Here is a 25,697-nt window from a genome sequence, read left to right as displayed (position 1 = left end):
CCTTGCTTGAAAGCCGTGGATCAATAACGTCACACTGATGTTGTGCAATTCGCGGAGACCACCACCACGGCGGGCGATCACGCCCGTGCGGGGGACGCGCCGACACGCGCGCGGGTGGCCCGCTCGATCCTGGAGAACGGCTCGTCGACGGCAGCGGACCTGGCCTCCCGGCTGGGGCTGACCGCGGCCGCCGTACGCCGGCACCTCGACCAGCTGCTCGAGGCCGGCGACGTGATCGCGGAGGAGGCCCGCCAGCAGGGCCCCCGTGGCCGGGGTCGGCCGGCGCGCGCGTTCCGGCTCACCGAGCAGGGGCGCGACCGCTTCGACCAGGCCTACGACGACCTGGCCACCCAGGCGCTGCGGTTCCTGGCCGAGACCCAGGGTGAGGCCGCGGTCCAGGAATTCGCACGACGCCGGATGGCGTTCATCGAGAGGGACTACGCGCGGATCGTCACCGAGGACCCGAGCCTCTCGCCCGCCGACGCCCTGGCCAGGGTGTTCAGCAGCGAGGGGTACGCCGCCTCGGTGCGCGAGCTGCCCGTCGTCGGGCCGCACGCCCACGGGGAGCAGCTGTGCCAGCAGCACTGCCCGGTGGCGCACGTGGCCCACGAGTTCCCCCAGCTGTGCGAGGCCGAGACCGAGGCGATCGGGCGGGTGCTGGGCACCCACGTCCAGCGCCTGGCCACGATCGCGCACGGCGACGGCGTGTGCACGACCAACATCCCCCACGCACCCGACCACCCACAGAGCCAGAAGCACGACCCGACCCCGAACCAGACAGACAAGGACGGCGCGTCATGACCGACACCCGACCCGAGGCCAAGCCGACGATCGAGGAGCTCAACCCCGAGCTGAAGGGGCTGGGCCGCTACGAGTTCGGCTGGGCCGACCGCGACGACGCCGGAGCGACCGCGACCCGCGGGCTCAACGAGGCGGTCGTCCGGGACATCTCGGAGAAGAAGTCCGAGCCGCAGTGGATGCTCGACCTGCGCCTCAAGGGCCTCAAGCTCTTCGACCGCAAGCCGATGCCGACGTGGGGCTCGGACCTGTCGGCGATCGACTTCGACAACATCAAGTACTTCGTCCGGTCCACCGAGAAGCAGGCCCAGAGCTGGGAGGACCTGCCCGAGGACATCAAGAACACCTACGACAAGCTCGGCATCCCGGAGGCGGAGAAGCAGCGCCTGGTCGCCGGCGTCGCCGCGCAGTACGAGTCCGAGGTCGTCTACCACCAGATCCGCGAGGACCTGGAGGAGCAGGGCGTCCTCTTCCTCGACACCGACACCGCGCTCAAGGAGCACCCGGAGCTCTTCCAGGAGTACTTCGGCACGGTGATCCCGGTCGGCGACAACAAGTTCGCCGCGCTCAACACCGCGGTCTGGTCCGGCGGCTCGTTCATCTACGTCCCGCCGGGCGTGCACGTGGACATCCCGCTGCAGGCCTACTTCCGGATCAACACCGAGAACATGGGCCAGTTCGAGCGGACCCTCATCATCGTCGACGAGGACGCCTACGTGCACTACGTCGAGGGCTGCACCGCGCCGATCTACACCTCGGACTCGCTGCACTCCGCCGTGGTCGAGATCGTGGTCAAGAAGGGCGGCCGCTGCCGCTACACCACGATCCAGAACTGGTCGAACAACGTCTACAACCTGGTGACCAAGCGCGCGACCTGCGAGGCCGGCGCCACCATGGAGTGGGTCGACGGCAACATCGGCTCGAAGGTGACGATGAAGTACCCCGCCGTCTACCTGATGGGCGAGCACGCCAAGGGCGAGACGCTGTCCATCGCCTTCGCCGGCGAGGGCCAGCACCAGGACGCGGGCGCCAAGATGGTGCACGCCGCCCCGCACACGTCCAGCTCGATCCTGTCCAAGTCGGTGGCCCGCGGTGGCGGGCGTACGTCGTACCGCGGGCTGATCCAGGTCAACGAGGGCGCCGAGGGCTCGAAGTCCAACGTCCTGTGCGACGCGCTGCTGGTCGACCAGATCAGCCGCTCCGACACCTACCCCTACGTCGACATCCGCGAGGACGACGTGTCCATGGGCCACGAGGCGAGCGTCTCGAAGGTCTCCGAGGACCAGCTGTTCTACCTGATGTCGCGCGGCCTGGGGGAGGACGAGGCCATGGCGATGATCGTCCGCGGGTTCGTGGAGCCGATCGCCAAGGAGCTGCCGATGGAGTACGCCCTGGAGCTCAACCGCCTGATCGAGCTGCAGATGGAGGGCGCCGTCGGCTGATCCGGCCGACCGGTCCCCGCCTGCCAACGAGTGAGAAAGACGAAGAGTGACGATCATCGATTCCGAGCGCTCGAGTGCCGTGAGCGCCGCCCTGGAGCAGGACCGGGTGGAGTCCCACCTCAACCCGCCCGCCTCCTACGACCTGGACGCCTACCCGGTGCCCACCGGCCGTGAGGAGGTCTGGCGGTTCACCCCGCTCAAGCGGCTCCGCGGCATCCTCGACGGCGAGGCGTCCGACGCCCGCCTGACCTGGGAGACCACGCTGCCCGAGGGGGTGACCCTCACCGAGATCTCCGCCGAGGAGGCCAAGGAGCTCGGCGAGCTGGCCCCCAACGAGCGGCCGGCGGCCCTGGCGGTGGCGAACGCCTCCACCGCGATGCTGCTGGACGTGCCCGCCGACGCCGAGCTCGACGAGCCGGTGGTCATCAAGCTCTCCGGCTCCTCGGTCGAGGACCTGGTCTGGGGGCACCTGGTGATCCGGGTCGGCACCCACGCCAAGGCCGACATCGTGCTCGAGCACACCGGCTCGGCCCGCTACTGCGCGATCACCTCGGTGCTCGTGGGCGACGGCGCCCAGGCCAACATCCTGTCCCTGCAGGACTGGGAGGACGACGCCGTCCACCTGGGCCGCGACTCGATCCGGGTCGGCCGGGACGCCACCGTGCGGCACACCGCCATCTCCTTCGGCGGCGACCTGGTGCGGATGCACGCCAACGTCGAGTACGCCGGCCCCGGCGGCGACGCGGAGCTGCTCGGGCTCTACTTCGCCGACGCCGGCCAGCACATCGAGCACCGGCTCTTCGCCGACCACACCGCGCCCAACACCAAGAGCAACGTCGCCTACAAGGGCGCGCTGCAGGGCGAGGGCGCGCACACCGTGTGGGTCGGCAACGTGCTGATCCGCAAGGTGGCCGAGGGCATCGAGACCTACGAGGAGAACCGCAACCTCGTCCTCACCGACGGGGCGCAGGCCGACTCGGTGCCGAACCTGGAGATCGAGACCGGCGAGATCGAGGGCGCGGGCCACGCGTCGGCGACCGGCCGCTTCGACGACCAGCAGCTGTTCTACCTGCGCTCGCGCGGGATCGAGGAGAAGGAGGCCCGTCGCCTGGTGGTGCACGGCTTCTTCAACGACCTGATCCGCAAGATCGCGATGCCGCAGATCGAGGAGCAGTTGGTGGCCACCGTCGAGGCGGAGCTGGCCAAGAACGTCACGGGCAAGGTTCTCTGATGGCCTTCGAGCGAGCCTGCGCGCTGTCCGACGTACCCACCGACGAGGCCCTCGCGGTGACCCTCGGACGCTACGACGTGGCCGTGGCCCGCTGCGACGGCGAGGACGGCGGCGTGCAGGTCTACGCCCTGGAGAACATGTGCTCGCACGCCAACGTCGCCCTCAGCGAGGGCGAGGTCGCCGACTGCGAAATCGAGTGCTGGCTGCACGGGTCGATGTTCGACCTGCGCACCGGCAAGCCCACCAACCTTCCGGCGACCGAGCCGGTCGCGACGTTCCCCGTGGAGCTGCGCGACGGCGAGGTGTACGTCGACACCGACACAACCCTGAACGGAGTCACCCCAGCATGAGCAAGCTCGAGATCAAGGACCTGCACGTCTCGGTCGAGACCGAGGACGGTCCCAAGGAGATCCTCAAGGGGGTCACGCTCACCATCGACTCCGGTCAGGTGCACGCCATCATGGGCCCCAACGGCTCCGGCAAGTCCACCCTGGCCTACTCGATCGCGGGCCACCCGAAGTACGACATCACCTCCGGCAGCGTCACCCTCGACGGTGAGGACGTGCTGGAGATGAGCGTGGACGAGCGCGCCCGCGCCGGCCTGTTCCTGGCCATGCAGTACCCCGTCGAGGTGCCCGGCGTCTCGGTGGCGAACTTCCTGCGCACCGCCAAGACCTCCATCGACGGCGAGGCGCCGAAGCTGCGCACCTGGGTCAAGGACGTCAACACCGCGCTGGAGCAGTCCGGACTGGACCCCGAGTTCGCCAAGCGCAACGTCAACGAGGGCTTCTCCGGCGGTGAGAAGAAGCGGCACGAGATCGCCCAGCTGGAGCTGCTCGACCCCAAGGTCGCGGTGCTCGACGAGACCGACTCCGGCCTGGACATCGACGCCCTGCGCGTCGTCTCCGAGGGGGTCAACCGCTTCACCGAGGACGGCGACAAGGGCGTCCTGCTGATCACCCACTACACGCGGATCCTGCGCTACATCAAGCCGGACTTCGTGCACGTGTTCGTCAACGGCAGGATCGCCGAGCAGGGCGGTCCGGAGCTGGCCGACCAGCTCGAGGCCGAGGGCTACGACAAGTACGTGAAGGCAGCGGTCTGACCATGACCACCACCGACCTGCAGGGGCTGCTGCCCGGGCTCGACGTGGTCCGCAAGGACTTCCCGATCCTGGGCCGCACCCTCGAGGGCGGGCGTCCGCTGGTCTACCTGGACTCGGCGAACACCTCGCAGAAGCCGCAGGTGGTCATCGACACGATGGTCGACCACCTGGAGAAGCACAACGCCAACATCGCCCGGGCGATGCACCAGCTCGGTGCGGAGTCGACGGCCGCCTTCGAGGAGGCGCGCGACAAGGTCGCGGCCTTCCTCGGGGCGCCGGACCGCGACGAGGTGATCTTCACCAAGAACGCCTCCGAGGCGCTCAACCTGGTGGCGAACACGCTGGCGTGGGCCGAGGGCGACCTGCGGGTCGGTGCAGGCGACGAGGTCGTCATCACCGAGATGGAGCACCACTCCAACATCGTGCCCTGGCAGCTGCTCACCGAGCGCACGGGTGCCACGCTGCGCTGGTTCGGCGTCACCGACGACGGGCAGCTGGACCTGTCGAACATCGACGAGCTGATCACCGAGCGCACCAAGGTCGTCGCGTTCACCTGGGTGTCGAACATGCTCGGCACGGTCAACCCGGTCGCCGAGCTGACCCGTCGCGCGCACGAGGTCGGCGCCATCGTGGTGGTCGACGCGTCCCAGGCCGCGCCGCAGCTGCCGATCGACCTGGCCGCGATGCCGGAGTCCGACCGGCCCGACGTGGTGGTCTTCACCGGCCACAAGGTGGTCGGGCCGACCGGGATCGGGGTCCTGTGGGGTCGCCGTACCCTGCTGGAGCAGCTGCCGCCGTTCCTCGGCGGGGGCGAGATGATCGCCACGGTGACCATGGACCGGTCCACCTACGCCGGCATCCCGCACCGGTTCGAGGCCGGGACGCCGCCGATCGTCGAGGCCGTTGGCCTGGGGGCGGCGGTGGACTACCTGCGCGAGCTCGGGCTGGACAAGGTCCGGGCGCACGAGGAGGCGATCACCGGCTACGCCCTGGAGGGCCTCTCCACCGTGCCGGGCGTGACCATCCTCGGGCCAACCGACGCGGCGCTGCGCGGCGGCGCGATCTCCTTCGAGCTCGACGGGGTGCACCCGCACGACGTGGCCCAGGTGCTCGACTCCCGCGGGGTCGCCGTACGCGCCGGACACCACTGCGCCAAGCCGGCCCACCAGCGGTTCGGGGTGCAGGCGTCCACCCGGATGTCGTCGTACCTGTACACGACCCCGGCGGAGATCGACGCCTTCATCGAGGCGCTGAACGCCACCCGCGACTACTTCAAGGTGGGGTGAGAATGAGCCAGGATCTGGATGCGCTCTACCAGGAGATCATCCTCGACCACTACAAGAACCCCCTCAACAAGGGGCTTCGCGAGCCGTTCGAGGCCGAGGTGCACCACGTCAACCCGACGTGCGGCGACGAGGTGACGCTGCGCGTGCACCTGGAGGGCGACACCGTGGCCGACGTGTCCTACGACGCCGTCGGTTGCTCGATCTCGCAGGCGTCCACCTCGGTGATGACCGATCTGCTGATCGGCAAGCAGGTCGACGAGGCGATGAGCGTGCTGGACACGTTCACCGAGCTGATGCAGGGCAAGGGCCAGGTGGAGCCGGACGAGGACGTGCTGGAGGACGGGATCGCGTTCGCCGGCGTCGCCAAGTTCCCGGCGCGGATCAAGTGCGCGCTGCTGGGGTGGATGGCCTGGAAGGACGCGGTGTCCACCGCGGCGTCGGCCACTCCCGCCGCCGCGATGAGCAACCAGGAGGACTGAGATGACCGAGAACACCACCCACGACGACCTGCCCGAGGTGCCGGAGGCCACCGGCGCCGCGACGAGCACCGTCTCCGAGGACGACGTGACCGAGGCGATGAAGGACGTCGTCGACCCCGAGCTGGGGATCAACGTCGTCGACCTGGGCCTGCTCTACGGCGTGCACATCGAGGAGGACTCGAGTGCGGTGCTGGACATGACCCTCACCTCGGCCGCCTGCCCGCTGACCGACGTGATCGAGGACCAGACCCGCACGGCCCTGGAGGGCCTGGTCAGCGACGTCGTCCTCAACTGGGTCTGGATGCCGCCGTGGGGCCCGGACAAGATCACCGAGGACGGCCGCGAGCAGCTGCGGGCGCTGGGGTTCAACGTCTGAGGCGCCGCGCCGCCGTATCCCTGCTGCTGGCGCTCGCGCCGCCGCGCGGGACGTCATACGCTCCGGGGAACCCCTTCCCCGGTTCGCATGACGTTGTGACGCGGTCTCGACGGGCTCGACCACCGACAAGGGGCCCCGCTGGTCTCGACGGGCTCGACGGGCTCGACCAACGACGAGCGCTACTGAGAGGCCTCGGTGAGGTGGCGCGCGGCGGCGGCGTACACCTCGGTCGGGGTGCCGCTGAGCGCGATCGCGGCGCCCGGGGCATGCGCGTGCACCAGGTTCAGCACCCGCTCGAAGAGCGCGTCGTCGTGCCGGATGCCGCCGCCGATCACCACGCACTCCCACGGACGGCTGCGCACCGCGTCGGTGATCACCGCGGGTACGTCGTCGCTGCCGTCCAGCCCGACCAGGCAGTAGTCCACCGGGAGGCCGTGCGCGGCACACTCCGCGCGCCCCTCATCGATGGCCCGTACGACGGGCTCGGGGTCCCACGGACCGTCGACCCGCCGCGGATCGAGGCCGAGCACCAGGACGCGGGCAGCCCGGTCGGCGGTGTCCATGACGGACACGGTACGCCGGCCGGGCTGCGCCGTACTCGCCTCGCCGTCAGCGCCAGCCGAGCGCGGGGGCGACGTCGGTGAGGACCGCCTCGAGGATGTGGGCGTTGTAGTCCACGCCCAGTTGGTTCGGCACGGTCAACAGCAGCGTGTCCGCCGCGGCGATCGCCTCGTCCTCGGCGAGCTGCTTGACCAGCACGTCCGGCTCCGCGGCGTAGGTCCGGCCGAAGACCGCCTTGAGGTTCTGCTCGATGAAGCCCACCTGGTCGCTGCTCTCGCCCTCGCGGCCGAAGTAGGCGCGGTCCATCTCGTTGACTATCGGCATGATCGAGCGGCTCACCGAGACCCGCGGCTCGAAGTCGTGGCCGGCCTCGGCCCAGGCGTCGCGGAAGACCTCGATCTGCTTGCGCTGCTGGACGTGGAACGGCTCGCCGGTCTCGTCCGCCTTCAGCGTCGAGCTCATCAGGTTCATCCCCTTCTCCGCGGTCCACTTGGCGGTGGCGTCGGAGACGGCACCCCACCAGATCCGCTCGCGGAGGCCGGGGGAGTGCGGCTCGGGACGCAGCAGGCCCGGCGGGTTGGGGAACATCGGCCGCGGGCTCGGCTCGGCGAAGCCCTTGCCCTGCAGCACCTCCAGGAAGACTTCGGTGTGCCGCCGCGCCATCGCGGCGTGGTCCTCGCCCTCGGCGGGCTGGTAGCCGAAGTAGCGCCAGCCATCGACGACCTGCTCCGGTGAGCCACGGCTGATGCCGAGCTGCAGCCGGCCGCCCGCGATCAGGTCGGCCGCGCCCGCGTCCTCGGCCATGTAGAGCGGGTTCTCGTAGCACATATCGAGGTTGCAACACTCGTTGACGTAAGCTTGGTTGCATGGTCGAACTGGTATCGCTGAGGAAGACGAACGAGGTGGCGGCGTACGTCCGCGCCTCGTTGGACCGCAAGGGCGACCGGTGGACTGTCGAGACCCAGTTGCGGAAGATCAGGGCGCTGGCCGAGGCGAAGGACTGGGAGGTCGTCGAGGTCTACGACGACAACGCGGTGTCGGCGACGAAGAAGCGCCGCGCTGGCACTCGGTGGGCCGAGATGCTGAACGACGCCCGGGCGGGTCGGTTCTCGATGGTCGTCGCCGTGGACATGGACCGCTTGCTGCGCAGCACGAAGGACTTGAACACGCTGATCGACCTCGGTTTGCGGGTCGTCACGGTGGACGGCGAGATCGACCTCTCGACGGCGGACGGCGAGTTCCGGGCGACGATGCTCGCCGCTCTCGCCCGGTTCGAGGCACGTCGCAAGGCCGAGCGTCAGATCCGGTCGAACGAGCGCCGACGTGCCGAGGGCATACCGGCGTCCACCTGGAAGGCGTTCGGCTGGACGCGGGAGGGCGAGCTGATCGAGGAAGAGGCCAACGCGGTTCGGCGGGCCTTCGACGCGTTCCTCGGCGAGCCGTCGCTGTCAATCCGTCGCATCCGCGAGGACCTGAACAAGGCCGGACACCTCACCGCGCGCGGGTCGGAGTTCTCCGTCGATGCCGTGCGGTACCTGCTGGCGAATCCGCTCTACGCTGGCTACATCAAGCACTACGACTCGGGCGAGTTGTACCCGGTGCAGGGCGAGGGGTTCCCGCCCATCGTCAGCGAACAGACATGGCGGGCTGCGGTGGCGAAGCTGGAGGACAACGTGCGGAGGTCGGCGAGGCAGGGCAACCAACCGAAGTACCTCCTGTCCACGATCGGGCTGTGCGGGAAGTGCGGCGCGACGCTCGTCTCGGGGACGAACAGCCGCAAGCAGCCGACGTACCGCTGCGGTGAGCAGTTCCACCTCACCCGCCAGCGCGAGCCCGTCGACGCGATGGTCACCGAGGCGGTGCTCACCCGACTGTCCTCGGCGGACGTGCACGACCTCGTGATGCCGCAGGAAGACGCTGGGCCGGACCGCGAAGAGCTGCTGACCGAGCGGAACGCCCTGGTCGAGCGCGTCAAGGAGCTGAGCCCGCTGCTGCGCGACATCCACCAGCCCGTGCTGGAGATCACCGCGGCGATCAACGACGTGAAGGCTCGCATCGACGAGATCGACGCGGAGCTGCTCGACCGATCGGTGTCGGTGGCGGCGAAGCTGCTCGCGGACGTTGACGAGCCGGTCGGCACCGCGGAGCGCCGCGAGGTGGTCGAGTCGAAGTGGAAGGAGTTGGACGTGGACCGTCGCCGGATGCTCGTGGACGAACTGGTGACGGTGACCATCGAGCCCATCGTTCCTGGTCACGTGAAGTTCGACCCCGATCTCATTCGGATAGAGCCGAGACGCGACTGACTCATGGCTCGACTCGTCATTGCAATGGTGAGTCGAGTCATGGGAGAATGGTTACAGACAAGAAGATCCCACCGGGGCCGCGACTTTGAAGCGCGGGGTTCTGCTCCCGGATGAGTAGCCGGTCAAACAGCCCAACTACGGTGGCGGGGAACCGGAAGCACACTCATGTCTGAGGTCTTCCGATGTCTGTCGTTATCGACGCTCCCCGCGCTTCCGCGCTGGACCGTCCTGGGATCGCCCAGGACTCGACCCCCGTTCCGCAGTCTGATGGGCTCGATCCCGTCATCGCCGCCGCCCGTGCCGCCGGTCGCCGTGCCGGTGAGCGCCTGGCCAACACGCCGCTGACCCCGCGTCAGCGCGCCGCCGTCGCCTCCGTGATGGGCGGTGGTCGCTGATGACTGCGAATGCTGCCGCCCTCGATCACGTCGAGGCGTTCCACTGGCGTCTGGGCGATCCCGCTCTCGCCGACGCGGAGGCCCGCCTCTACGACCTCGGCGTGCTTCGCTCCGTGCTGGAGGAGGCCGTCGAGATCGCCGTCGCCGATGCTCGCGCCGACGGGGTGACCTGGGTCAGGATCGGCGACGCCCTCGGCGTCACCCATCAGGCCGTCATCAAGCGCTACCGCAAGGGCGGTGGTCGCTGATGCGAACCGACGCCCGCAACCCCAGCACCGCTCCCGCCGACCTGACCCCGCCCGGAGGGCCTGGCCTGGCACCCGCCGAAGGCGGGATGCCCGTCGTCGTGAACTCCAAGAGTTCTGAGACCCTCATTCGTTCCTACGGGCGCGGCAAGGGCTTGTCGATTGCCGCGCCTTGCAACAACACGCCTGGTCAGAAGGCGTTTCTGCGCTCGCTCCGTCACGCGGCCACGCGGGATCATTTGGGGTCTCATTTGGGGGTCAATAGGGGGTCATTTAGGCGCCGGACTCCCTCTGAGAGTCGTCGCGCCTCCCACGGTGGGGGTAGTCGCCGTGGCTAAGCAGGAGAACAACCCGACGAGCATCGGGCTCACGCAGTACCTCGATCCGTCGTACTGGACCTGGGCCGCCGAGGACGCGAACGGTGCCGCGCTGCTCCGGCAGGGAGCCGAGACGATCCTCGCCTACGTGGTGCAGCGGCTCGAGGCCATCGGCTGCGAGGTCATCGAGGCCTACGGCATCGTGCACGACAAGGACGAGCGCGAGGTCTGGAGCGACACGGAGAAGGCGCTCGTGGTCGAGCCGAAGCCCGAGCACCTGCACGCGGTCATCAAGTTCGCCAGCCGCGCGAAAAGCGCCCCGCTGGATCGGCTCGCGTTCGGCATCGGCGTCGAGCCTCAGTACGTCGAGAAGCCCGGTCGCGGGCGGTACGCCTTCGACAACATGCTGTCGTATCTGACGCACGTGAAGTACGCGGACAAGCACCAGTACGCGCCGTCGGAGGTCGCCACGGTGCGCGGGCCGGACTACCTCGGCATCGATGCCCAGCGCCGGGAGACGTGGCTCAAGGGTCGCGCGCACGTGAAGAAGAAGGTCGTCGCCGAGAATTTCGAGGACATGCGTGAGCGCGTGCTCCAGGGAGAGGTCACGCGCGATCAGATCATGCTCACCGATGAGCTGTTCGACATCTACTCCCGGCATCAGCGGGAGATCGACGACGCTCTGTCGGCCTACGGCCAGCGCCGCGCGTACCGGGCGGCGGCGAAGCTCCGCGCCGGGGAGTTCTCGACGCACGTGGTGTTCGTCCACGGGGATGCCGGGATCGGCAAGACGCGGTTCGCCACGGACTTCATCACGGCAGCGCTCGACTCGGTGAACGCCCACGGCGTGCGGTGGCAGGTCTACCGGGCCGCGACGGGGAACCCGCTCGATGACTGGCGCGGGGAGGAAGTGCTGCTGCTCGACGATCTGCGGGCCTCGGCGATGGACGCGAACGACTGGTTGCTGCTGCTCGATCCGTTCAACGCTTCTCCGGCGAAGGCTCGCTACAGGAACAAGGGGGAGGTGGCCCCGCGGCTCATCGTCATCACGGCCACCATCGAACCCGTCGAGTTCTTCTACTACGCCCGACAGAAGGGCAACGTGGACGAGGCGCTGGACCAGTTCATCCGTCGCCTGGCGTCCGTGGTGAAGGTCTTCCGCGCCGATGACATCAACCGGTACCTCGTGCAGCACATCGGGAAGATCGAGCCTTACGAGTGGCACCAGTGCAGCGTTCCGGCCGCCGCGCACACGCCCGGCATGTACGGCAACGCGTACCACCAGAACGCCGGGTCGCGGGAACTGACCTACGGTCCCGAGACCTCGGCGGAACACGACGCGGACGGCGCGGTCGCCGAGCTGCTGGGCGGTCTCGCGGTGCGCAGCCCAGACGTGCCGATGGCGCTGATCGGAGGTGCGGCATGAGCACCGAGCTCGATGGACACTTCCAGGGGATCGAAGGGGGCGGAGCCCCCTCGCAAGCAGCCACGGAGGGCACGAGCGCCAGCGATGTGTCCGACGGGGCTACTGCTTGCCACTCTGGCGTACAGGTGGAGCAGCAGGCCGACTCCCCGGTGAGCACCGGTCGGGCTGATGCGGAGGTTGTGCGGCAGAGTCACGGCGGCGCGAAGCGTCGTCGTGGCAGCGGCGGGCGGCTCGATACCCGCTTCGATGACGCCACGCTCGGGGCGCTGCGCACTCGTGCGAAGCGGCTCGGGCTGGCTCCGAGCACGTGGGTGCGGAGCGTCGTGCGCGATGCCCTGCACGCCTCTCGGAGCGAGGAGCTGGACGCCGCCGTGGCCGCACGCCTGCTCGGGGTCGAGACGCGCGCGCAGGCCTCGGCGGACGCCCGGGAGCTGGCCGCGCAGGTGCGCCCGCTGGCGATCAACGTCAACGACCTGGACCGCCGTGCACGGGCCGGTGAGGCGGTGGCGCTGTCGGCGGAGGTGCCCGAGCTGATCGAGCTGCTGCGCGAGGTCCGCGCCCTGCTCGGTGATCGGACGGTCTCATGAGCACCACGCACTACAGCCCGAGCACGAGCGCCGCGGACACGGAGCGCTACATCCGGGGCAAGGAGGACGAGCGCGGGGTCGCGGTCACGTGCGACGTGCCGGGAGGCCCGGGAGCGTTCTCGGCGCGCGCCCGCGCGCTCACGCAGCACACGAAGCGCGACGTCGAGGCGCTGCACTACAGGCAGAGCTTCAGCGATGAGGAGTTCGACCCGAAGAGCCCGGAGGACGTGCAGCGGGTGAATGATCTGGGCTACCTGCTGGCGAAGAGGATGCACCCGGATTCGGACTGCCTCGTCTTGACGCATGTGGATGGACGTGGCCGCAAGCCGCACAACCACATCTTGGTCATCAACCACAACAACCGGACCGGGAAGGCGCTCAGCGACTACCGCACGTTCCACGACCGCAAGGCCGGGAACCAGCGGGGCGTGCAGTCGGCGAACGACGAGCTGATGCGCGAGCACGGCCTCTCGGTCGTGAAGCGGCTGGAGCACGCGCCGAAGGACTGGGAGCTGCGCCGCGAGGACTTCGCTGAGGGTGGGCTCGACCGTGAGATGGGCGACCGTATGAGAGCAGCCCTGGCCGATCCCCGCGCGGTGGATAAGGCCGGTCTCGAAGCGGTGATCGAGGAGCAGAACCAGCGGCTCGGCGACGACGAGCGGGTGCCGCGGATGCGCCTGCACACCGCCGTCAGCAAGCGGGGCAAGAACGTCGGCAAGGAGACGTGGACGCTCTACATCGAGGACCGCCGCGGCGAGTCCGGGCGCGCCGAGCGCCGCAAGCGCACGAGCGCCCTCTCTGCGGACTTCACCCCGGAGGGCGCGCAGGCGTTCTTCGACTACCACCAGCAGCAGAAGGAGCAGGACCATGAGCGCAGCGCTCGATCGATTGAAGCAGCAGAACGCGCAGGACGAGCAGCGGCAGCAGCTCGGCAGTCCGGAGACGATGGAGGCGTTGACCTCGATCCTCGCCGCCGTCGAGGCGCAGAATGCGAGGCTCGACCGGCTGGCCGAGCAGCAGAAGAAGCTCGCGGGGTTCGTGAAGGTCATGGACGAGGAGACGACGAGGCGGCTGGAGCGGATCACGGCCCCGCCGTCGACCTCCTCGCCCTCCAGCGACGTGTCCGAGAGGATCGCGAGTATCGCGAGCAGGCAGAGCGAGATCGCGAGCACGCTCGGCGAATTCGCGCAGAGTCTCGACGGCGAGAAGCTGAAGAGCGCCTCGCAGAGCTTGATCGTCGAAGCGCAGAGGAATCACACAGTTACGACCGCAGCATGTGAAGCGCTCAAGGCACAGGCCGACGAGAGCAGGGCGCTCGTGAGCAGGGTCGGCGGTGCCGTGCAGCGGATCGAGAAGCGCACCGAGGAGCGCGTGCAGAAGGCCGTCGAACAGGTCGCCGGGGAGGCCTCGGCCACGATGACGGCGAACCTCGACGCCGCGAACGAGCGGGCCGAAAGGGTCATCGCCGCGACGGCGAAGGTCGAGGCACGCCAGCTCTGGAGCGCCGCCGCCGCGATGCTCCTCGCGCTCGTGCCGCTCGCGATGCTGGTCGCGGGCGTCTGGATGGCCGTAGCGGGCCTGATCACGGGTGCTCAGTGGGCGCTGGACGTGGACGGGAGCGTGTGGCTCGGCATCGGGCGCTGGCTCGTGGTCAGCGCTGGTCTCGCCAGTGCCGGCTACGCCCTCTTCGCGTCCGCCCGCTGGATCGTCGGCCTGGCGGAGACGTGGAGGGGCCGCGGGATGCCGACATGGCCCCGCTGGCGGAGGTGACCCCAGCTCCCGAGGGCAAGCGCGCGGAGCGCGTGCGGCAGAACTCCACAGAGTGACAATAGGTCAGTGCCTGCTGTATAGTTCAGTGCATGCTGACCATTGCTTCTCGCCTCGACGTCGTGAACCGGCTCGGCCGGGCCATGGCGGACCCGACGCGCTCCCGGATCCTGATGACCCTGTTGGACGGGCCGAGCTACCCGGCCGTGCTCTCGCGCGAGCTGGAGCTGACGCGCTCCAACGTGTCGAACCACCTGACCTGTCTTCGCGACTGCGGGATCGTAGTCGCCGAGCCCGAGGGTCGGCAGACGCGCTACGAGATCGCCGACCCGCACCTCGCGGCGGCGCTCACGGCGCTGGTGGACGTGACGCTGGCCGTGGACGAGCACGCGCCGTGCGTGGACGCCGAGTGCACGGTGCCGGGCTGCTGTGGGACGGGAGCGGGCGCGTGAGCGCGGCGTGCGGCTGCGACGAGCCGGAGACCCGGGTCGGCGAGGAGGCCGAGGAGGAGCGGGAGCGTCCGTGGTGGCGTGACCGCGGGATCATGGTCCCGGTGTTCTCCGGCGTAGCGTTCGGCACGGGCCTGGTCCTGGAATGGACGGGTGCGGAGATCCCGGCGCTGGTGGCGTTCTGGATCGGCCTGCTGCTGGGTGCGTCGACGTTCACGCCCGGCGCGATCCGCAAGCTGTTCACGGGCAAGCTGGGCATCGGGCTGCTGATGACGATCAGCGCGGTCGGCGCGGTCATCCTCGGCTACGTCGAGGAGGCCGCGGCGCTGGCGTTCCTGTACTCCATCGCCGAAGCGCTGGAGGACAAGGCCATGGACCGCGCCCGCGGCGGGCTGCGGGCGCTGCTCAAGCTGGTCCCGGAGACCGCGACCATCCGGCAGGACGGCGCGCCCGTGGAGGTCGCCGCGAAGGATCTGGCCGTTGGTCAGCTGATGCTCGTGCGTCCGGGTGAGCGGATCGCGACCGACGGGATCGTCCGGACGGGCCGGTCGAGCCTGGACACCTCGGCGATCACCGGGGAGTCGATCCCGGTGGAGGTCGAGCCCGGCGACGCGGTGTCGGCCGGGGCGATCAACACCGCCGGTGCCCTGGAGGTCGAGACGACCGCAGCGGGCACCGACAACTCGCTGACCACGATCGTGGAGCTGGTGGAGCAGGCGCAGGCCGAGAAGGGCGACCGTGCCCGCCTGGCCGACCGCATCGCCCGGCCGCTCGTGCCCGGCGTGCTGATCCTCGCCGCCCTCGTCGCGATCATCGGCTCGCTGCTGGGCGACCCGGAGCTGTGGATCACCCGAGCCCTCGTGGTGCTCGTCGCCGCGTCGCCGTGCGCGCTGGCGATCTCCGTCCCGCTGACCGTCGTCGCCGCGATCGGCTCGGCGAGCAGATTCGGCGTGATCATCAAGTCCGGTGCCGTGTTCGAGCGGTTCGGCGTGATCCGCCACGTCGCCGTCGACAAGACCGGCACCCTCACCCGCAACGAGCCCGCCGTCACCGCCGTCCTCACCGCCGACGGCGTGACCGAGGCGCAGGCCCTGGCCTGGGCGGCATCCCTGGAGCAGCACAGCACCCACCCGCTGGCCGCCGCGATCACCGCCGCCGCACCCGGAGCCCCCGCCGCCCTGGAGGTCACCGAGCAGGCCGGGCACGGCATCGAGGGCACCCTCGACGGGGCCCGGGTCACCGTCGGCAGCCCCCGCTGGCTGGACGCCGGGACGCTCAAGGACCAGGTCGCCGGCCTGGAGGAGCAGGGCATGACCGTCGTGATCGTGCACCGCGACGACGTCCCGGTCGCCGCGATCGGCGTCCGCGACGAGCTGCGACCCGAAGTCCCCGAGGTGGTCCGCACCCTCGCCGCCCAGGGCGTCGGGATGACCATGCTCACCGGCGACAACGCCCGCACCGCCCGGGCGCTGGCCGCGCAGGCCGGGATCGAGGACGTGCGCGCCGAGCTGCGCCCGGAGGACAAGGCGGCCGCGATCAGCGGACTGGGCAGGCACGGCTCGGTCGCGATGATCGGCGACGGCATCAACGACGCCCCCGCCCTGGCCGCCGCGGACATCGGCATCGCGATGGGCGCGACCGGCTCCGACGCCGCGATCGAGTCCGCCGACGTCGCCTTCACCGGCCACGACCTGCGGCTCCTCCCGCGGGCGTTCGACCACGCCCGTCGCGGTCGGCACATCATCAATCAGAACATCATCCTGTCGCTGCTGATCATCACCGCCCTGTTGCCGCTGGCCCTGTTCGGCGTGCTGGGGCTGGCCGCGGTGGTGCTGGTGCACGAGATCGCCGAGGTGATAGTGATCCTCAACGGTCTCCGCGCTGCCCGGACGAGGAAGTAGGAGGGAGGTCGTCGAGTGTTATAACTCCGACATGCGCTAGCGCATGTCGATGACGCCGGTGCCGATCTCGATCCGGCTGGTCTTCGCCCCGATGGCGGCGAGCAGCGGGAAGGGGGAGGCCAGCTGGCGGGCGAAGTGGTGGACGCGGAAGTACGCCCCGTCCGCGCCGAGCTCCTCCGCGGCGACCGAGAGGTCGATCGACTGGAGCAGGGCGTCGGACGCGGTGCGGACCTGCGAGCCCGGCGCCTCCGACCAGTGTCCGAAGTTGAGGAATCCGATCTTCTTCATGGCTGCTTCAACGTTCAACCAGTCGCGGCTGTTCCCGGGGTCATGCCGGTCGAGGCTAGCGCCGGTCGCCGCCGGCGGCGACCGTGAAGCCGCTGAGCCATCTGATGACTCACCGGCTTCACGGTCCGGCCGGCCCGCTAGGGTCGCGGCACCGGACGGACGAGGGGGAGACGATGACCGACCAGCCACTGCGCGAGCGCCTGCGGACCGCGCTCCTGCGCGCCCGCAAGGAGCGGGACGCCACCGCCACGAGCGCGCTGAGGTCGGCGCTGGCCGCGCTCGACAACGCCGAGGCCATCCCGCCGGAGACGATGCCGGCCGCCGGCGCCATCGAGGCCGCGCCCCTGGGCGTCGGAGCGTCCGAGGCCGCCCGACGACAGCTCAGCGACGACGAGGTCGCAGAGATCCTACGCCGCGAGGTCGCCGAGCGCGAGGAGGCCGCGGCCCAGATCGACGCGACCCATCCGGAACGGGCCGGAGAGCTGCTCAGCGAGGCGGCCGTCCTGGCGACGCTGGTGCCGGAGGGGACGCCGCGGAGCGAGGAGATCGAGGCCTTCTGGCGCGAGGCGGTGCGCCACGCGCGCTTCGACGGGGTGCCCGGCTACGTGCCCGGGTCGACGCTGGCCGTCGTACCCCCTCCGTCGTGGTCCTTCGGCGGCACACCCGAGCAGGCCGACGAGCTGCTGCGGCTCGTCCTGGATGGCGCGAAGACGGCGACCGCCTCGGCGCTGTGGGACTACGAGGCCGAGGGGGAGCCGCTGCCGGAGGTCGGCGGTCTCGGGATCGTCCTGGACTCCGAGGGGCGGCCGCGGGCGCTGCTGGCGACGACGCGGGTCGACGTGGTGCCGTTCGACCAGGTCACCGAGGAGCACGCCCGGCTGGAGGGCGAGGGCGACGGATCGCTGGCCCACTGGCGGTCCGAGCACGAGCGGTTCTTCGGCGAGTTCGCCGCCCACGACCGCGGCTTCGCGCGCGACATGCCGGTCGTGTGCGAGCGCTTCACCGTCCTCCACACGGCCTGACGGCGATAGGGTCCGGCCATGGATGCAGCGGCGGAGCGATCGACGTACCTCCTGGTGGACGGCGAGAACATCGACGCCACGTTGGGTACGTCGATCCTGGGCCACCGGCCCCAGCCCGAGCAGCGGCCCCGGTGGAACGCGCTGCTCGAGCGGGTCGAGGAGCTGTGGGACCAGCCGGTCAAGGGCCTGTTCTTCCTGGCCGTCGGCAGTGACCTGCCCGCCAGCTTCGTCCAGGCGCTGCTGGCGATCGGCTACCGCCCCGTGCCGCTGAGCGGCCCCGGCAAGGTCGTGGACATCGGCATCCAGCGCACCGCCGACGCGCTCGCCGAGCGGGACGACGCCGACGTGGTGCTGGTCAGCCACGACGGCGACTTCGTGCCGCAGGTGCGCGAGCTCGCCGACGGCCGTCGCCGGGTCGGGATCATCGGCTTCACCGAGTTCGTCAACGCGGGGCTGCGCCAGGTGCCGGGCGTGGAGTTCCTCGACCTGGAGTACGACGTCGGCGCGTTCACCAGCCGGCTGCCGCGCGTCCGGGTGATCCCGATCGACGAGTTCGACCCACTCGAGTTCATCTAGCGTCGTGCGCGAGGTCGACGTCCCCGCCTCCCGGGTCGAGCGGTGGGTGGCGAACTTCGCCGACCGGCACGGGGGAGTCGAGCTCTCCGCCGAGGGCGGCGAGCTCCGCGGGAGCGCTCCGGACGGGTCCCGCTTCACCGCACGCCCGCCGCTGGGTCAGGAGTACGCCGGCCCGCCGGCAGCCGACGCGTTCGCGGCCGCCGTACGCCCGCTGGACGACTGGGGAGTGCTGCTGGTGCGCAAGGGCGGCTTCGCCGTCGCGCGGATGGCCGGCGACGGGATGGCCGCGCACAAGGTGGGCCGGCGCCACGTGCAGGGCCGCACCAAGGCGGGCGGTCAGAGCCAGCAGCGCTTCGCCCGGCGCCGGGGCAACCAGGCGCGGGAGGCCTACCGGGCCGCGGCGGACCATGCGGCCGAGATCCTGGGCGCCGGCCGCCTCCTCGTCGTGACAGGGGGCGACCGGGCCGCGGTGGAGGAGGTGCTGGCCGACGCTCGGCTGGCCCGGGTGGCCGTCGTACCCCCGTGGATGGCCGTTCCCGACCCGCGCCGAGCGGTCCTCGACGACGTGGTCGCGCGCGCCGTGTCGGCCCGCTTCACGGTCCACGACACGCAGATCGACTAGCGTCCGGTGTTATGTGGCAGCCCGAGCCGGACTGGGAGCGCCTGCCCGGCGGCTACGGGACCGCCACCCAGGGCGTGTGGCGCGCCGGCCCCGGGGTGGTCGTCAAGCGCCTCACCGCGCCGCTGCCGGGTGATCCCGCCGAGCTGAGCGACCCCGAGAGCCCCGGCTGGTGGCGACGCGAGGCCGACGTCGCGCTGTCCGGCGTCGTCGAGCGCAGCGACGGCCTGCGCGGTGACCCCGTGGGGGTGGAGGAGGACGACGCGGGCGTCACCCTGACCCTGCCGTTCCACGAGCGCGAGCCGCTGTCGGGCCTATACGTCGCCCGGTCGCTCGGCCGATTCGCGGGCACCGACCTCGGGGGTCGACCCTGGCTGGCCCGCAGCCAACTCCGGTCCCGGCTGGCGCGCGTGGCCTACCGCGGCGGCTGGCGCACCCTGGCCCGGACCAGCGTCGCCGACGTCGCCGAGCATCTGTGGTCCCACCGCGCCGAGCAGCTCGCGCGGCTGGACGCCCTGCCGCAGGTCAGCCAGCACGGCGACCCGGTGCCGGGCAACCTGGTCGGCCCGGCGGGCGAGGGCATCCTCGCCCTGGACTGGGGCACCCTGGGGACCGGGCCGGTCGGCGCGGACCTGGGCTACTGGTCACTGTCCGCCCGGGAGGAGTTCGAGCCGCTGCTGGAGGCCTACCTCGACGGGCTGCCCGCGGGGCTGGCGACCGCCGACGAGGCCGCGAGCGGGGCCCGGATCACCGCGGCCTACACCGTGCTGACGCGGGCGGAGTGGGCCTTGGCCCGGGCAGCCGACGGGGACGGGGCGCTCGCCGGGAAGTTCCGGCATCCCAGCGTGGCGCCGTACCTCCTCGCCCTGCAGCGGCAGTTCCCGCAGATCGAGGCGCTGCTCGCCTAGGCGGTCAGAGGGCGTTCGGAGCGAAGGTGTCGCACTGGCCGAGGTCGCCGCTGGAGTAGCCGCGCTGGAACCAGTCGACCCGCTGCTGGGCCGACCCGTGGGTCCAGCTCTCCGGGGTGACCTGGCCTTGCGTCTTCTCCTGGATCCGGTCGTCGCCGACGGCCCCGGCCGCCTCGATCGCCTGGGTGATGTCCTGGTCGGTGATGTCCTGGATCAGCACCTGGCCCTGGGCGTCCTGGGTCGTCTCCGCCGCGCGCGTCCACAGGCCGGCGTAGCAGTCGGCCTGGAGCTCCAGGCGGACGGCGTCCGACTTCGGACCCTGCTGGGTGCGCACCTTGTTCATCGTGCCCATCAGGTTCTGGATGTGGTGGCCGTACTCGTGGCCGAGGACGTAGGGCTCGACGAACGCTCCGGACGGGCCCTGCAGCTGGTCGCGCAGCACCTGCTCGAAGAACGTGGTGTCGAGGTAGATGCCCTGGTCGGCGGGGCAGTAGAACGGGCCCACCTGGGAGGTGGCCTGGCCGCAGCCGGTCTGGGTGCCGCCGGAGAACGTCTGCATGGTGGCGGGCTGGAACTGGACGCCCGCGGCCTCGGGGAGGTAGCCCGACCAGTAGTCGTAGAGCGAGTTCTCCACCGCGATCCGCGTGCAGTCCGGGTCCTCCTGCGCGTCCGCGCCGGTCTGGCAGTTGGCGTAGCGGTCGGCCTGGCCGCCGGTGCGGCTGGTGTCGTTGCCTTGCGGCTGGTTCTGCGCCTGCCCCTGGGTGGTGGGCCCCGCGCCACCGCCCGGGAGACCGCCCCCCATGCAGTTCATCAGCACGATCAGCAGCACGATGATGATCAGGCCGCCGATGCCGCCGCCGGCCCGGGTGCCGCCGGGGATGGGCAGCCGCATGCCGCCGCCACCCATGCCGCCGCCTCCACCGCCGCCGCCATCGGACACGCGGCCGGTGTCGAGCCGTGCCTTGGGGTTGAATCGCATCGTCGGTCCTCTCCTGCGGTGCGCTGACGACGGCCGTGACGGCCACCCGACACCCTAACCGCGCCACTCCTCGACGCACAGGATCCCCACCGTCGTCGGTGTTTGGTGTCGCACCGGGCCGGACCGGTAGCCTGCCGACCTCGTGATCACCGCTCAGCAGCTCGAGGTCCGCGCCGGCTCCCGGTTGCTCATGGAGGACGTCAGCTTCCGGATCGCGAGCGGCGACAAGATCGGCCTGGTCGGGCGCAACGGCGCGGGCAAGACGACGCTCACGAAGATCCTCGCCGGAGAGGCTCAACCGGCCGCCGGGGCGGTGCACAGCTCCGGGGAGGTGGGCTACCTCCCGCAGGACCCCCGCTCCGGGGACCCGGAGCAGATCACCCGGGAGCGGATCCTGTCCGCGCGCGGCCTCGACGACGTCGTACGCCGTCTCCGCGAGGCCGAGGAGGAGATGGCCAGCGACGACCCCGAGACCCGCGAGCGGGCCATGCGCCGCTACTCCCGGGCCGACGCCGACCTGCATGCCGGCGGCGGCTACGCCGCGGAGTCCGAGGCCGCGCGGATCGCGCACAGCCTGGGCATCGAGGACCGGATCCTCGGCCAGCCCCTGCGCACCCTGTCCGGCGGTCAGCGACGGCGGGTCGAGCTGGCGCGCATCCTGTTCTCCGGCGCCGAGACGCTGCTGCTCGACGAGCCCACGAACCACCTGGACGCCGACTCGATCGTGTGGTTGCGCGACTTCCTCAAGGCCCACCAGGGCGGGCTCGTGGTGATCAGCCACGACACCGGCCTGCTCGAGGCCACCGTCAACAAGGTGCTCCACCTCGACGCGAACCGGGCGACCATCGACGCCTACAACATGGGGTGGAAGCGCTACCTCAACCAGCGCGAGACCGACGAGCGGCGCCGGCACCGCGAGCGGACGAACGCGGAGAACAAGGCCAAGACGCTCACCGACCAGGCGAACCGGATGCGCGCCAAGGCCACCAAGGCGTCGGCGGCGCAGAGCATGCTCAAGCGGGCGGAGCGGCTGATGGCCGGGGTCGAGGCCGAGCGGGCCTCGGACCGGGTCGCCAAGATCGCCTTCCCCGACCCGGCGCCCAGCGGCAAGACCCCGCTCACCGCGGAGGGGCTGTCGAAGTCCTACGGCTCACTGGAAGTGTTCACCGACGTCGACCTGGCCATCGACCGCGGCTCGCGGGTCGTCGTACTCGGCCTCAACGGTGCCGGCAAGACGACCCTGCTGCGGATCCTGGCCGGCGTGGACCCGGCCGACACCGGCGAGGTCGTGCCGGGCCATGGGCTCAAGATCGGGTACTACGCCCAGGAGCACGAGACGCTGGACACCGGGCGCTCGGTGTTGGAGAACCTGCGTACGGCGGCGCCGCAGCTCACCGACACCGAGGCGCGGTCGGTGCTCGGGTCGTTCCTGTTCTCCGGCGACGACGCGGCCAAGCCGGCCGCCGTGCTCTCCGGCGGTGAGAAGACCCGGCTGGCGCTGGCGATCCTGGTCGTCTCCAGCGCGAACGTGCTGCTCCTCGACGAGCCCACCAACAACCTCGACCCCGCCTCCCGCGAGGAGGTGCTGGCCGCGATCCGCTCCTACGCCGGCGCGATCGTGCTGGTCACCCACGACGAGGGCGCGGTCCGTGCGCTCGAGCCGGACCGGGTGCTGATCCTCCCCGATGGGGTCGAGGATCTCTGGAACGAGGAGTACGCCGACCTGGTCTCCCTCGCCTAGCTCGCCGTACCCGGGCGCAGCGGTCTGGGAGCACGTTGCAGGTTTCACGGCCGAGTGACCTGCGTACTGCTCCCCGGCGTCCACCGGCAGGACGGAGCAGGACGGATCGGTGTCAAGGGGGTGAGCGGGTGCTTGAGGTCGAGTGGACTTGAGGTGTCAGACTCCGCGGCATGGATCAGGAGACGCTGAGCGCGGCGGGGCTGCGCTATGAGACCGAGGGGCCGATCGCCACGATCACCCTGGATCGACCGGAGAAGCGGAACGCGCAGACGCCGACCATGTGGCGGGCCCTGGCGGCGCTGGGGGGCCGGATCGACGACGAGATCCGGGTCGTGCTGGTCCGCGGGGAGGGGCACAGCTTCTCCGCCGGGCTGGACCGCGCGATGCTCGACCCGACCGGCAGCGACCAGGAGACCGTCGCGGGGCTGTTGGGCCACACCGACGAGGAGATGTCGGCGACGATCGAGGAGTACCAGCGCGGCTTCACCTTCCTGCGGGACCCCCGCTTCGTCTCCATCGCCGTGGTGCAGGGCTACGCCATCGGGGCCGGCTTCCAGCTCGCGCTGTCCTGCGACCTGCGGATCTCCACCGACGACGCGCAGTTCTCCATGAAGGAGGCCGCGCTGGGCCTCGTCCCCGACCTCACGGGAACAAAACCGCTGGTCGAGGCGGTTGGACTGTCGCGGGCCCTGGAGATCTGTGCCACCGCACGGATGGTGGACGCGGACGAGGCGAAGCGGATCGGGCTGGTCCTCGACGCCGTCCCCGCCGATCGCCTGGGCACCGCGGTGGACGAGCTGGTCGCCGCCCTGACCGCCCCGCTCCCGGGCGTGGCCCGGGAGATCAAGGAGCTGCTGAGCGGCGCCGGCGACCGTGACCTGGACGAGCAGCGACGACGAGAGCGGGAGGCGCAGGTGCGCCGGTTCCGCGAGCTGGCGGCCCTGATGGGCGGCTGACACGAGGAGAGGGGAGAGCGATGGCAGGCATGCAGGGGATGGGCTTCGGCCCCGCGTTCCGCAATCTCCGTGCCGACCGCAGCGTCGCCGACAGCCGGCTGGCCCGTGGCACGGTACGGCGGGTCCTCGGCTTCGCCGTACCCCACAAGCGGGTGATCGCCGTCTTCCTGGCGCTCACCATCGTCGACTCGGCCCTCGTCGTGGTCTCACCGCTCCTGGTGCAGCGGATCGTCGACGACGGCATCCTCCAGGGCAATGGCGGCCTGGTGACCCTCCTGGCGATCGCGATGGCCGTGGTGGCGCTCTTCGACGCCCTGCTCACCGTCGGGCTCGGCTACCTCTCCTCCCGGATCGGCGAGGGGCTGATCTTCGACCTGCGCACCCGCGTCTTCGGACACGTCCAGCGCCAGTCGCTCGCCTTCTTCACCCGCACCCAGACCGGTGCCCTGGTCTCGCGGCTCAACAACGACGTCATCGGCGCCCAGCGCGCCTTCACCTCGACCCTGTCCGGCGTGGTCTCCAACGTGATCTCGGTGATCGTCGTCGGCATCGCGATGGTCGCCCTGAGCTGGCAGGTCACCCTGCTGTGCCTGGCGATGTTCCCGATCCTGCTGCTCGCCTCGCGCTGGGTGGGGGCGCGCCTGGCCGGGATGACGCGCGACCAGATGAACGGCAACGCCGACCTCGGCAGCGCCATGACCGAGCGCTTCAACGTCGGCGGCGCCCTGCTGCTCAAGCTCTTCGGCCGCCGCGAGGAGGAGGACCAGGTGTTCGCCCGCAAAGCGGCCGTGGTGCGGGACCTCGGCGTGCGGATCGCACTGCTGCAGCGCGTCTTCGTCGCCACCATGATGGCCGTCCCGGCGCTGGCCACGGCGCTGGTGTACGGCGTCGGCGGCCACCTCGCCATCCAGGACACCCTCACCGTCGGGACCCTGCTGGCCCTCGCCACCCTGCTGCTGCGCCTGCTCGGCCCCCTGCAGGGGCTGTCCAACGTCCGGGTGGACGTCATGACCGCCCTGGTCAGCTTCGAGCGGGTCTTCGAGGTCCTCGACCTGCCGTCGCTGGTGCAGGAGCGCGAGGACGCCGTGGCGCTGCCGAAGGACGCGTCGCGGCTGGAGTTCGACCACGTCGCCTTCGGCTACCCCGCCGGCGACGACGTCTCCCTGGCCTCCCTGGAGGTCGTCGCAGGCCCCGACAGCCGGGAGGGCGGTCAGGTCCTGCACGACATCGGCTTCGCCGCCGAGCCCGGCCAGATGATCGCGCTCGTGGGCCCTTCGGGTGCCGGCAAGAGCACCATCACGCACCTCGTGGCGCGGTTGTACGACGTCGACGCCGGCGCCGTACGCATCGGCGACGACACCGGCATGTGGGACGTCCGGGACCTGACGCTGGACTCCCTGGAGGCCAACGTCGGCTACGTCACCCAGGACGCGCACATGTTCCACGACACGATCCGGGCGAACCTGCTCTACGCCCGCCCGGACGCCACGGAGGAGGACATCTGGGCGGCGCTGGAGTCGGCCCGGATCGCCGGGCTCGTGCGGACGCTGCCCGACGGCCTCGACACGGTGGTGGGGGACCGCGGCTACCGGCTCTCCGGCGGTGAGCGGCAGCGCCTGGCCATCGCCCGGCTGCTGCTCAAGGCGCCGCCGATCGTGGTGCTGGACGAGGCCACGGCGCACCTGGACTCCGAGTCCGAGGCGGCCGTGCAGCGGGCCCTCGACGCCGCGCTGGAGGGGCGCACGTCCCTGGTCATCGCGCACCGGCTCTCCACCGTCCGCGAGGCCGACCGGATCCTGGTGGTCGAGGACGGGCGGGTCGTCGAGTCCGGCACCCACCACGAGCTGCTGGCGGCGGGCCGGCTCTACGCCCAGCTCCACCGCACGCAGTACTTCGAGGAGGAGGCCGGCACTCCCGACCCGGTCGGCTGACGGCTAGGT

At 70.7% G+C, this 25,697-nt stretch carries 28 protein-coding genes; 24 read left to right on the top strand and 4 right to left on the bottom strand.

Translation table 11 applies throughout. The features are described 5' to 3' along the window. Nucleotides 1-42: 42 nt before the first annotated feature. From K8W59_RS09425 to K8W59_RS09390, 8 genes are read left to right on the top strand one after another with little or no spacing between them, the layout of a single operon-like run. On the top strand, nucleotides 43-801 hold the full coding sequence (locus K8W59_RS09425) for a helix-turn-helix transcriptional regulator (protein ID WP_223399582.1): 759 nt from the start codon (nucleotides 43-45) through the stop codon (nucleotides 799-801). Continuing rightward, a complete protein-coding gene (gene sufB, locus K8W59_RS09420) occupies nucleotides 798-2,240 on the top strand; it encodes a Fe-S cluster assembly protein SufB (protein ID WP_223399581.1) in 1,443 nt (480 codons plus the stop codon). The genes K8W59_RS09425 and sufB overlap by 4 nt, the downstream gene beginning before the upstream one ends. Before the next feature lie 46 nt (nucleotides 2,241-2,286). After that, a complete protein-coding gene (gene sufD / locus K8W59_RS09415; RefSeq protein ID WP_223399580.1) occupies nucleotides 2,287-3,471 on the top strand; it encodes a Fe-S cluster assembly protein SufD in 1,185 nt (394 codons plus the stop codon). Then, a complete protein-coding gene (locus tag K8W59_RS09410; RefSeq protein ID WP_223399579.1) occupies nucleotides 3,471-3,821 on the top strand; it encodes a non-heme iron oxygenase ferredoxin subunit in 351 nt (116 codons plus the stop codon). The genes sufD and K8W59_RS09410 overlap by 1 nt, the downstream gene beginning before the upstream one ends. After that, the gene (gene sufC, locus K8W59_RS09405; protein ID WP_223399578.1) at nucleotides 3,818-4,576 is read left to right on the top strand and encodes a Fe-S cluster assembly ATPase SufC; all 759 of its coding nucleotides are present in this window, start codon (nucleotides 3,818-3,820) and stop codon (nucleotides 4,574-4,576) included. Before K8W59_RS09410 ends, sufC begins: the two co-directional genes overlap by 4 nt. Before the next feature lie 2 nt (nucleotides 4,577-4,578). Beyond that, a complete protein-coding gene (locus K8W59_RS09400) occupies nucleotides 4,579-5,862 on the top strand; it encodes a cysteine desulfurase (protein WP_223399577.1) in 1,284 nt (427 codons plus the stop codon). Nucleotides 5,863-5,864: 2 nt separating this feature from the next. Next, nucleotides 5,865-6,341, top strand: coding sequence for a Fe-S cluster assembly sulfur transfer protein SufU (gene sufU / locus K8W59_RS09395; protein ID WP_223399576.1), 477 nt, complete (start codon nucleotides 5,865-5,867; stop codon nucleotides 6,339-6,341). A gap of 1 nt (nucleotide 6,342) precedes the next feature. Beyond that, nucleotides 6,343-6,717, top strand: coding sequence for a metal-sulfur cluster assembly factor (locus K8W59_RS09390; protein WP_223399575.1), 375 nt, complete (start codon nucleotides 6,343-6,345; stop codon nucleotides 6,715-6,717). A gap of 179 nt (nucleotides 6,718-6,896) precedes the next feature. On the opposite strand, the gene K8W59_RS09385 is transcribed toward K8W59_RS09390, so the two are convergent. Next, nucleotides 6,897-7,280 carry a hypothetical protein gene (locus K8W59_RS09385; RefSeq protein WP_223399574.1) on the bottom strand — a complete coding sequence of 128 codons (384 nt, stop codon included), beginning with the start codon at nucleotides 7,278-7,280 and terminating at the stop codon, nucleotides 6,897-6,899. 46 nt (nucleotides 7,281-7,326) lie between these two features. After that, nucleotides 7,327-8,106, bottom strand: a complete 780-nt coding sequence (locus K8W59_RS09380) for an LLM class flavin-dependent oxidoreductase (protein WP_223399573.1) — start codon at nucleotides 8,104-8,106, stop codon at nucleotides 7,327-7,329. 38 nt (nucleotides 8,107-8,144) lie between these two features. Between K8W59_RS09380 and K8W59_RS09375 the strand changes: the two genes are divergently transcribed. The 9 genes from K8W59_RS09375 (at nucleotide 8,145) to K8W59_RS09335 (ending at nucleotide 16,668) form a co-directional block, all read left to right on the top strand. Beyond that, on the top strand, nucleotides 8,145-9,581 hold the full coding sequence (locus K8W59_RS09375) for a recombinase family protein (RefSeq protein ID WP_094426304.1): 1,437 nt from the start codon (nucleotides 8,145-8,147) through the stop codon (nucleotides 9,579-9,581). Nucleotides 9,582-9,763: 182 nt separating this feature from the next. After that, complete coding sequence (locus K8W59_RS09370; RefSeq protein WP_094426306.1) at nucleotides 9,764-9,976, top strand: hypothetical protein; 213 nt, start codon at nucleotides 9,764-9,766, stop codon at nucleotides 9,974-9,976. Continuing rightward, the gene (locus K8W59_RS09365; protein ID WP_094426308.1) at nucleotides 9,976-10,224 is read left to right on the top strand and encodes a hypothetical protein; all 249 of its coding nucleotides are present in this window, start codon (nucleotides 9,976-9,978) and stop codon (nucleotides 10,222-10,224) included. Before K8W59_RS09370 ends, K8W59_RS09365 begins: the two co-directional genes overlap by 1 nt. Nucleotides 10,225-10,686: 462 nt before the next feature. Beyond that, nucleotides 10,687-11,964: a Rep family protein gene (locus K8W59_RS09360; protein WP_223399572.1), complete on the top strand. Its 1,278-nt coding sequence runs from the start codon at nucleotides 10,687-10,689 to the stop codon at nucleotides 11,962-11,964. Between the two features lie 125 nt (nucleotides 11,965-12,089). Next, nucleotides 12,090-12,551 (top strand): hypothetical protein, encoded by a 462-nt coding sequence (locus K8W59_RS09355; protein WP_223399571.1) that lies wholly within the window; start codon nucleotides 12,090-12,092, stop codon nucleotides 12,549-12,551. Then, on the top strand, nucleotides 12,548-13,831 hold the full coding sequence (locus tag K8W59_RS09350) for a relaxase/mobilization nuclease domain-containing protein (protein ID WP_223399570.1): 1,284 nt from the start codon (nucleotides 12,548-12,550) through the stop codon (nucleotides 13,829-13,831). The genes K8W59_RS09355 and K8W59_RS09350 overlap by 4 nt, the downstream gene beginning before the upstream one ends. Before the next feature lie 37 nt (nucleotides 13,832-13,868). After that, nucleotides 13,869-14,321 carry a hypothetical protein gene (locus K8W59_RS09345; protein ID WP_094426316.1) on the top strand — a complete coding sequence of 151 codons (453 nt, stop codon included), beginning with the start codon at nucleotides 13,869-13,871 and terminating at the stop codon, nucleotides 14,319-14,321. Nucleotides 14,322-14,410: 89 nt separating this feature from the next. Further along, on the top strand, nucleotides 14,411-14,770 hold the full coding sequence (cmtR, locus tag K8W59_RS09340; RefSeq protein ID WP_223399569.1) for a Cd(II)/Pb(II)-sensing metalloregulatory transcriptional regulator CmtR: 360 nt from the start codon (nucleotides 14,411-14,413) through the stop codon (nucleotides 14,768-14,770). Next, nucleotides 14,767-16,668, top strand: coding sequence for a heavy metal translocating P-type ATPase (locus K8W59_RS09335; RefSeq protein WP_223399776.1), 1,902 nt, complete (start codon nucleotides 14,767-14,769; stop codon nucleotides 16,666-16,668). Before cmtR ends, K8W59_RS09335 begins: the two co-directional genes overlap by 4 nt. A gap of 36 nt (nucleotides 16,669-16,704) precedes the next feature. On the opposite strand, the gene K8W59_RS09330 is transcribed toward K8W59_RS09335, so the two are convergent. Further along, on the bottom strand, nucleotides 16,705-16,956 hold the full coding sequence (locus K8W59_RS09330; RefSeq protein ID WP_223399568.1) for an LLM class flavin-dependent oxidoreductase: 252 nt from the start codon (nucleotides 16,954-16,956) through the stop codon (nucleotides 16,705-16,707). A gap of 173 nt (nucleotides 16,957-17,129) precedes the next feature. Here K8W59_RS09330 and K8W59_RS09325 point away from each other — a divergent pair, with 173 nt between their 5' ends. From K8W59_RS09325 to K8W59_RS09310, 4 genes are read left to right on the top strand one after another with little or no spacing between them, the layout of a single operon-like run. Next, nucleotides 17,130-17,978 carry an ASCH domain-containing protein gene (locus tag K8W59_RS09325; protein WP_223399567.1) on the top strand — a complete coding sequence of 283 codons (849 nt, stop codon included), beginning with the start codon at nucleotides 17,130-17,132 and terminating at the stop codon, nucleotides 17,976-17,978. An 18-nt stretch (nucleotides 17,979-17,996) separates the two neighbouring features. Beyond that, nucleotides 17,997-18,554, top strand: coding sequence for an NYN domain-containing protein (locus K8W59_RS09320; RefSeq protein WP_223399566.1), 558 nt, complete (start codon nucleotides 17,997-17,999; stop codon nucleotides 18,552-18,554). A 4-nt stretch (nucleotides 18,555-18,558) separates the two neighbouring features. Next, a complete protein-coding gene (locus K8W59_RS09315) occupies nucleotides 18,559-19,176 on the top strand; it encodes an acVLRF1 family peptidyl-tRNA hydrolase (RefSeq protein ID WP_223399565.1) in 618 nt (205 codons plus the stop codon). 11 nt (nucleotides 19,177-19,187) lie between these two features. Next, nucleotides 19,188-20,081, top strand: coding sequence for a phosphotransferase (locus K8W59_RS09310; protein WP_223399564.1), 894 nt, complete (start codon nucleotides 19,188-19,190; stop codon nucleotides 20,079-20,081). A 4-nt stretch (nucleotides 20,082-20,085) separates the two neighbouring features. Here the strand turns inward: K8W59_RS09310 and ypfJ are convergent, their stop codons facing one another. Further along, nucleotides 20,086-21,060: a KPN_02809 family neutral zinc metallopeptidase gene (gene ypfJ / locus K8W59_RS09305; RefSeq protein ID WP_223399563.1), complete on the bottom strand. Its 975-nt coding sequence runs from the start codon at nucleotides 21,058-21,060 to the stop codon at nucleotides 20,086-20,088. Between the two features lie 142 nt (nucleotides 21,061-21,202). On the opposite strand from ypfJ, the gene K8W59_RS09300 reads away from it, so the two are divergent. The 3 genes from K8W59_RS09300 (at nucleotide 21,203) to K8W59_RS09290 (ending at nucleotide 25,688) form a co-directional block, all read left to right on the top strand. Then, entirely contained in the window at nucleotides 21,203-22,801 is a 1,599-nt protein-coding gene (locus K8W59_RS09300) for an ABC-F family ATP-binding cassette domain-containing protein (RefSeq protein ID WP_223399562.1), read from the top strand. Between the two features lie 170 nt (nucleotides 22,802-22,971). Next, nucleotides 22,972-23,757 carry an enoyl-CoA hydratase/isomerase family protein gene (locus K8W59_RS09295; protein WP_223399561.1) on the top strand — a complete coding sequence of 262 codons (786 nt, stop codon included), beginning with the start codon at nucleotides 22,972-22,974 and terminating at the stop codon, nucleotides 23,755-23,757. Between the two features lie 29 nt (nucleotides 23,758-23,786). Further along, a complete protein-coding gene (locus K8W59_RS09290) occupies nucleotides 23,787-25,688 on the top strand; it encodes an ABC transporter ATP-binding protein (protein WP_223399775.1) in 1,902 nt (633 codons plus the stop codon). Nucleotides 25,689-25,697 lie beyond the last annotated feature (9 nt).

The sequence above is a fragment of the Nocardioides rotundus genome, from assembly GCF_019931675.1.
GTDB classification, from domain to species: Bacteria; Actinomycetota; Actinomycetes; order Propionibacteriales; family Nocardioidaceae; genus Nocardioides; species Nocardioides rotundus.
Note: the sequence above shows the minus strand (reverse complement) of the source record. Positions and strands in the feature narration are given on the sequence as shown.

What these genes read in the sequence shown, in the direction of transcription:
- sufB (WP_223399581.1), top strand. Translation starts at nt 798, where the DNA reads ATGACCGACACCCGACCCGAGGCCAAGCCGACGATCGAGGAGCTCAAC.
- K8W59_RS09410 (WP_223399579.1), top strand. Translation starts at nt 3,471, where the DNA reads ATGGCCTTCGAGCGAGCCTGCGCGCTGTCCGACGTACCCACCGACGAG.
- sufC (WP_223399578.1), top strand. Translation starts at nt 3,818, where the DNA reads ATGAGCAAGCTCGAGATCAAGGACCTGCACGTCTCGGTCGAGACCGAG.
- K8W59_RS09400 (WP_223399577.1), top strand. Translation starts at nt 4,579, where the DNA reads ATGACCACCACCGACCTGCAGGGGCTGCTGCCCGGGCTCGACGTGGTC.
- sufU (WP_223399576.1), top strand. Translation starts at nt 5,865, where the DNA reads ATGAGCCAGGATCTGGATGCGCTCTACCAGGAGATCATCCTCGACCAC.
- K8W59_RS09390 (WP_223399575.1), top strand. Translation starts at nt 6,343, where the DNA reads ATGACCGAGAACACCACCCACGACGACCTGCCCGAGGTGCCGGAGGCC.
- K8W59_RS09385 (WP_223399574.1), bottom strand. Translation starts at nt 7,280, where the DNA reads ATGGACACCGCCGACCGGGCTGCCCGCGTCCTGGTGCTCGGCCTCGAT.
- K8W59_RS09380 (WP_223399573.1), bottom strand. Translation starts at nt 8,106, where the DNA reads ATGTGCTACGAGAACCCGCTCTACATGGCCGAGGACGCGGGCGCGGCC.
- K8W59_RS09375 (WP_094426304.1), top strand. Translation starts at nt 8,145, where the DNA reads ATGGTCGAACTGGTATCGCTGAGGAAGACGAACGAGGTGGCGGCGTAC.
- K8W59_RS09370 (WP_094426306.1), top strand. Translation starts at nt 9,764, where the DNA reads ATGTCTGTCGTTATCGACGCTCCCCGCGCTTCCGCGCTGGACCGTCCT.
- K8W59_RS09365 (WP_094426308.1), top strand. Translation starts at nt 9,976, where the DNA reads ATGACTGCGAATGCTGCCGCCCTCGATCACGTCGAGGCGTTCCACTGG.
- K8W59_RS09350 (WP_223399570.1), top strand. Translation starts at nt 12,548, where the DNA reads ATGAGCACCACGCACTACAGCCCGAGCACGAGCGCCGCGGACACGGAG.
- cmtR (WP_223399569.1), top strand. Translation starts at nt 14,411, where the DNA reads ATGCTGACCATTGCTTCTCGCCTCGACGTCGTGAACCGGCTCGGCCGG.
- K8W59_RS09330 (WP_223399568.1), bottom strand. Translation starts at nt 16,956, where the DNA reads ATGAAGAAGATCGGATTCCTCAACTTCGGACACTGGTCGGAGGCGCCG.
- K8W59_RS09325 (WP_223399567.1), top strand. Translation starts at nt 17,130, where the DNA reads ATGACCGACCAGCCACTGCGCGAGCGCCTGCGGACCGCGCTCCTGCGC.
- K8W59_RS09320 (WP_223399566.1), top strand. Translation starts at nt 17,997, where the DNA reads ATGGATGCAGCGGCGGAGCGATCGACGTACCTCCTGGTGGACGGCGAG.
- K8W59_RS09310 (WP_223399564.1), top strand. Translation starts at nt 19,188, where the DNA reads ATGTGGCAGCCCGAGCCGGACTGGGAGCGCCTGCCCGGCGGCTACGGG.
- ypfJ (WP_223399563.1), bottom strand. Translation starts at nt 21,060, where the DNA reads ATGCGATTCAACCCCAAGGCACGGCTCGACACCGGCCGCGTGTCCGAT.
- K8W59_RS09295 (WP_223399561.1), top strand. Translation starts at nt 22,972, where the DNA reads ATGGATCAGGAGACGCTGAGCGCGGCGGGGCTGCGCTATGAGACCGAG.
- K8W59_RS09290 (WP_223399775.1), top strand. Translation starts at nt 23,787, where the DNA reads ATGCAGGGGATGGGCTTCGGCCCCGCGTTCCGCAATCTCCGTGCCGAC.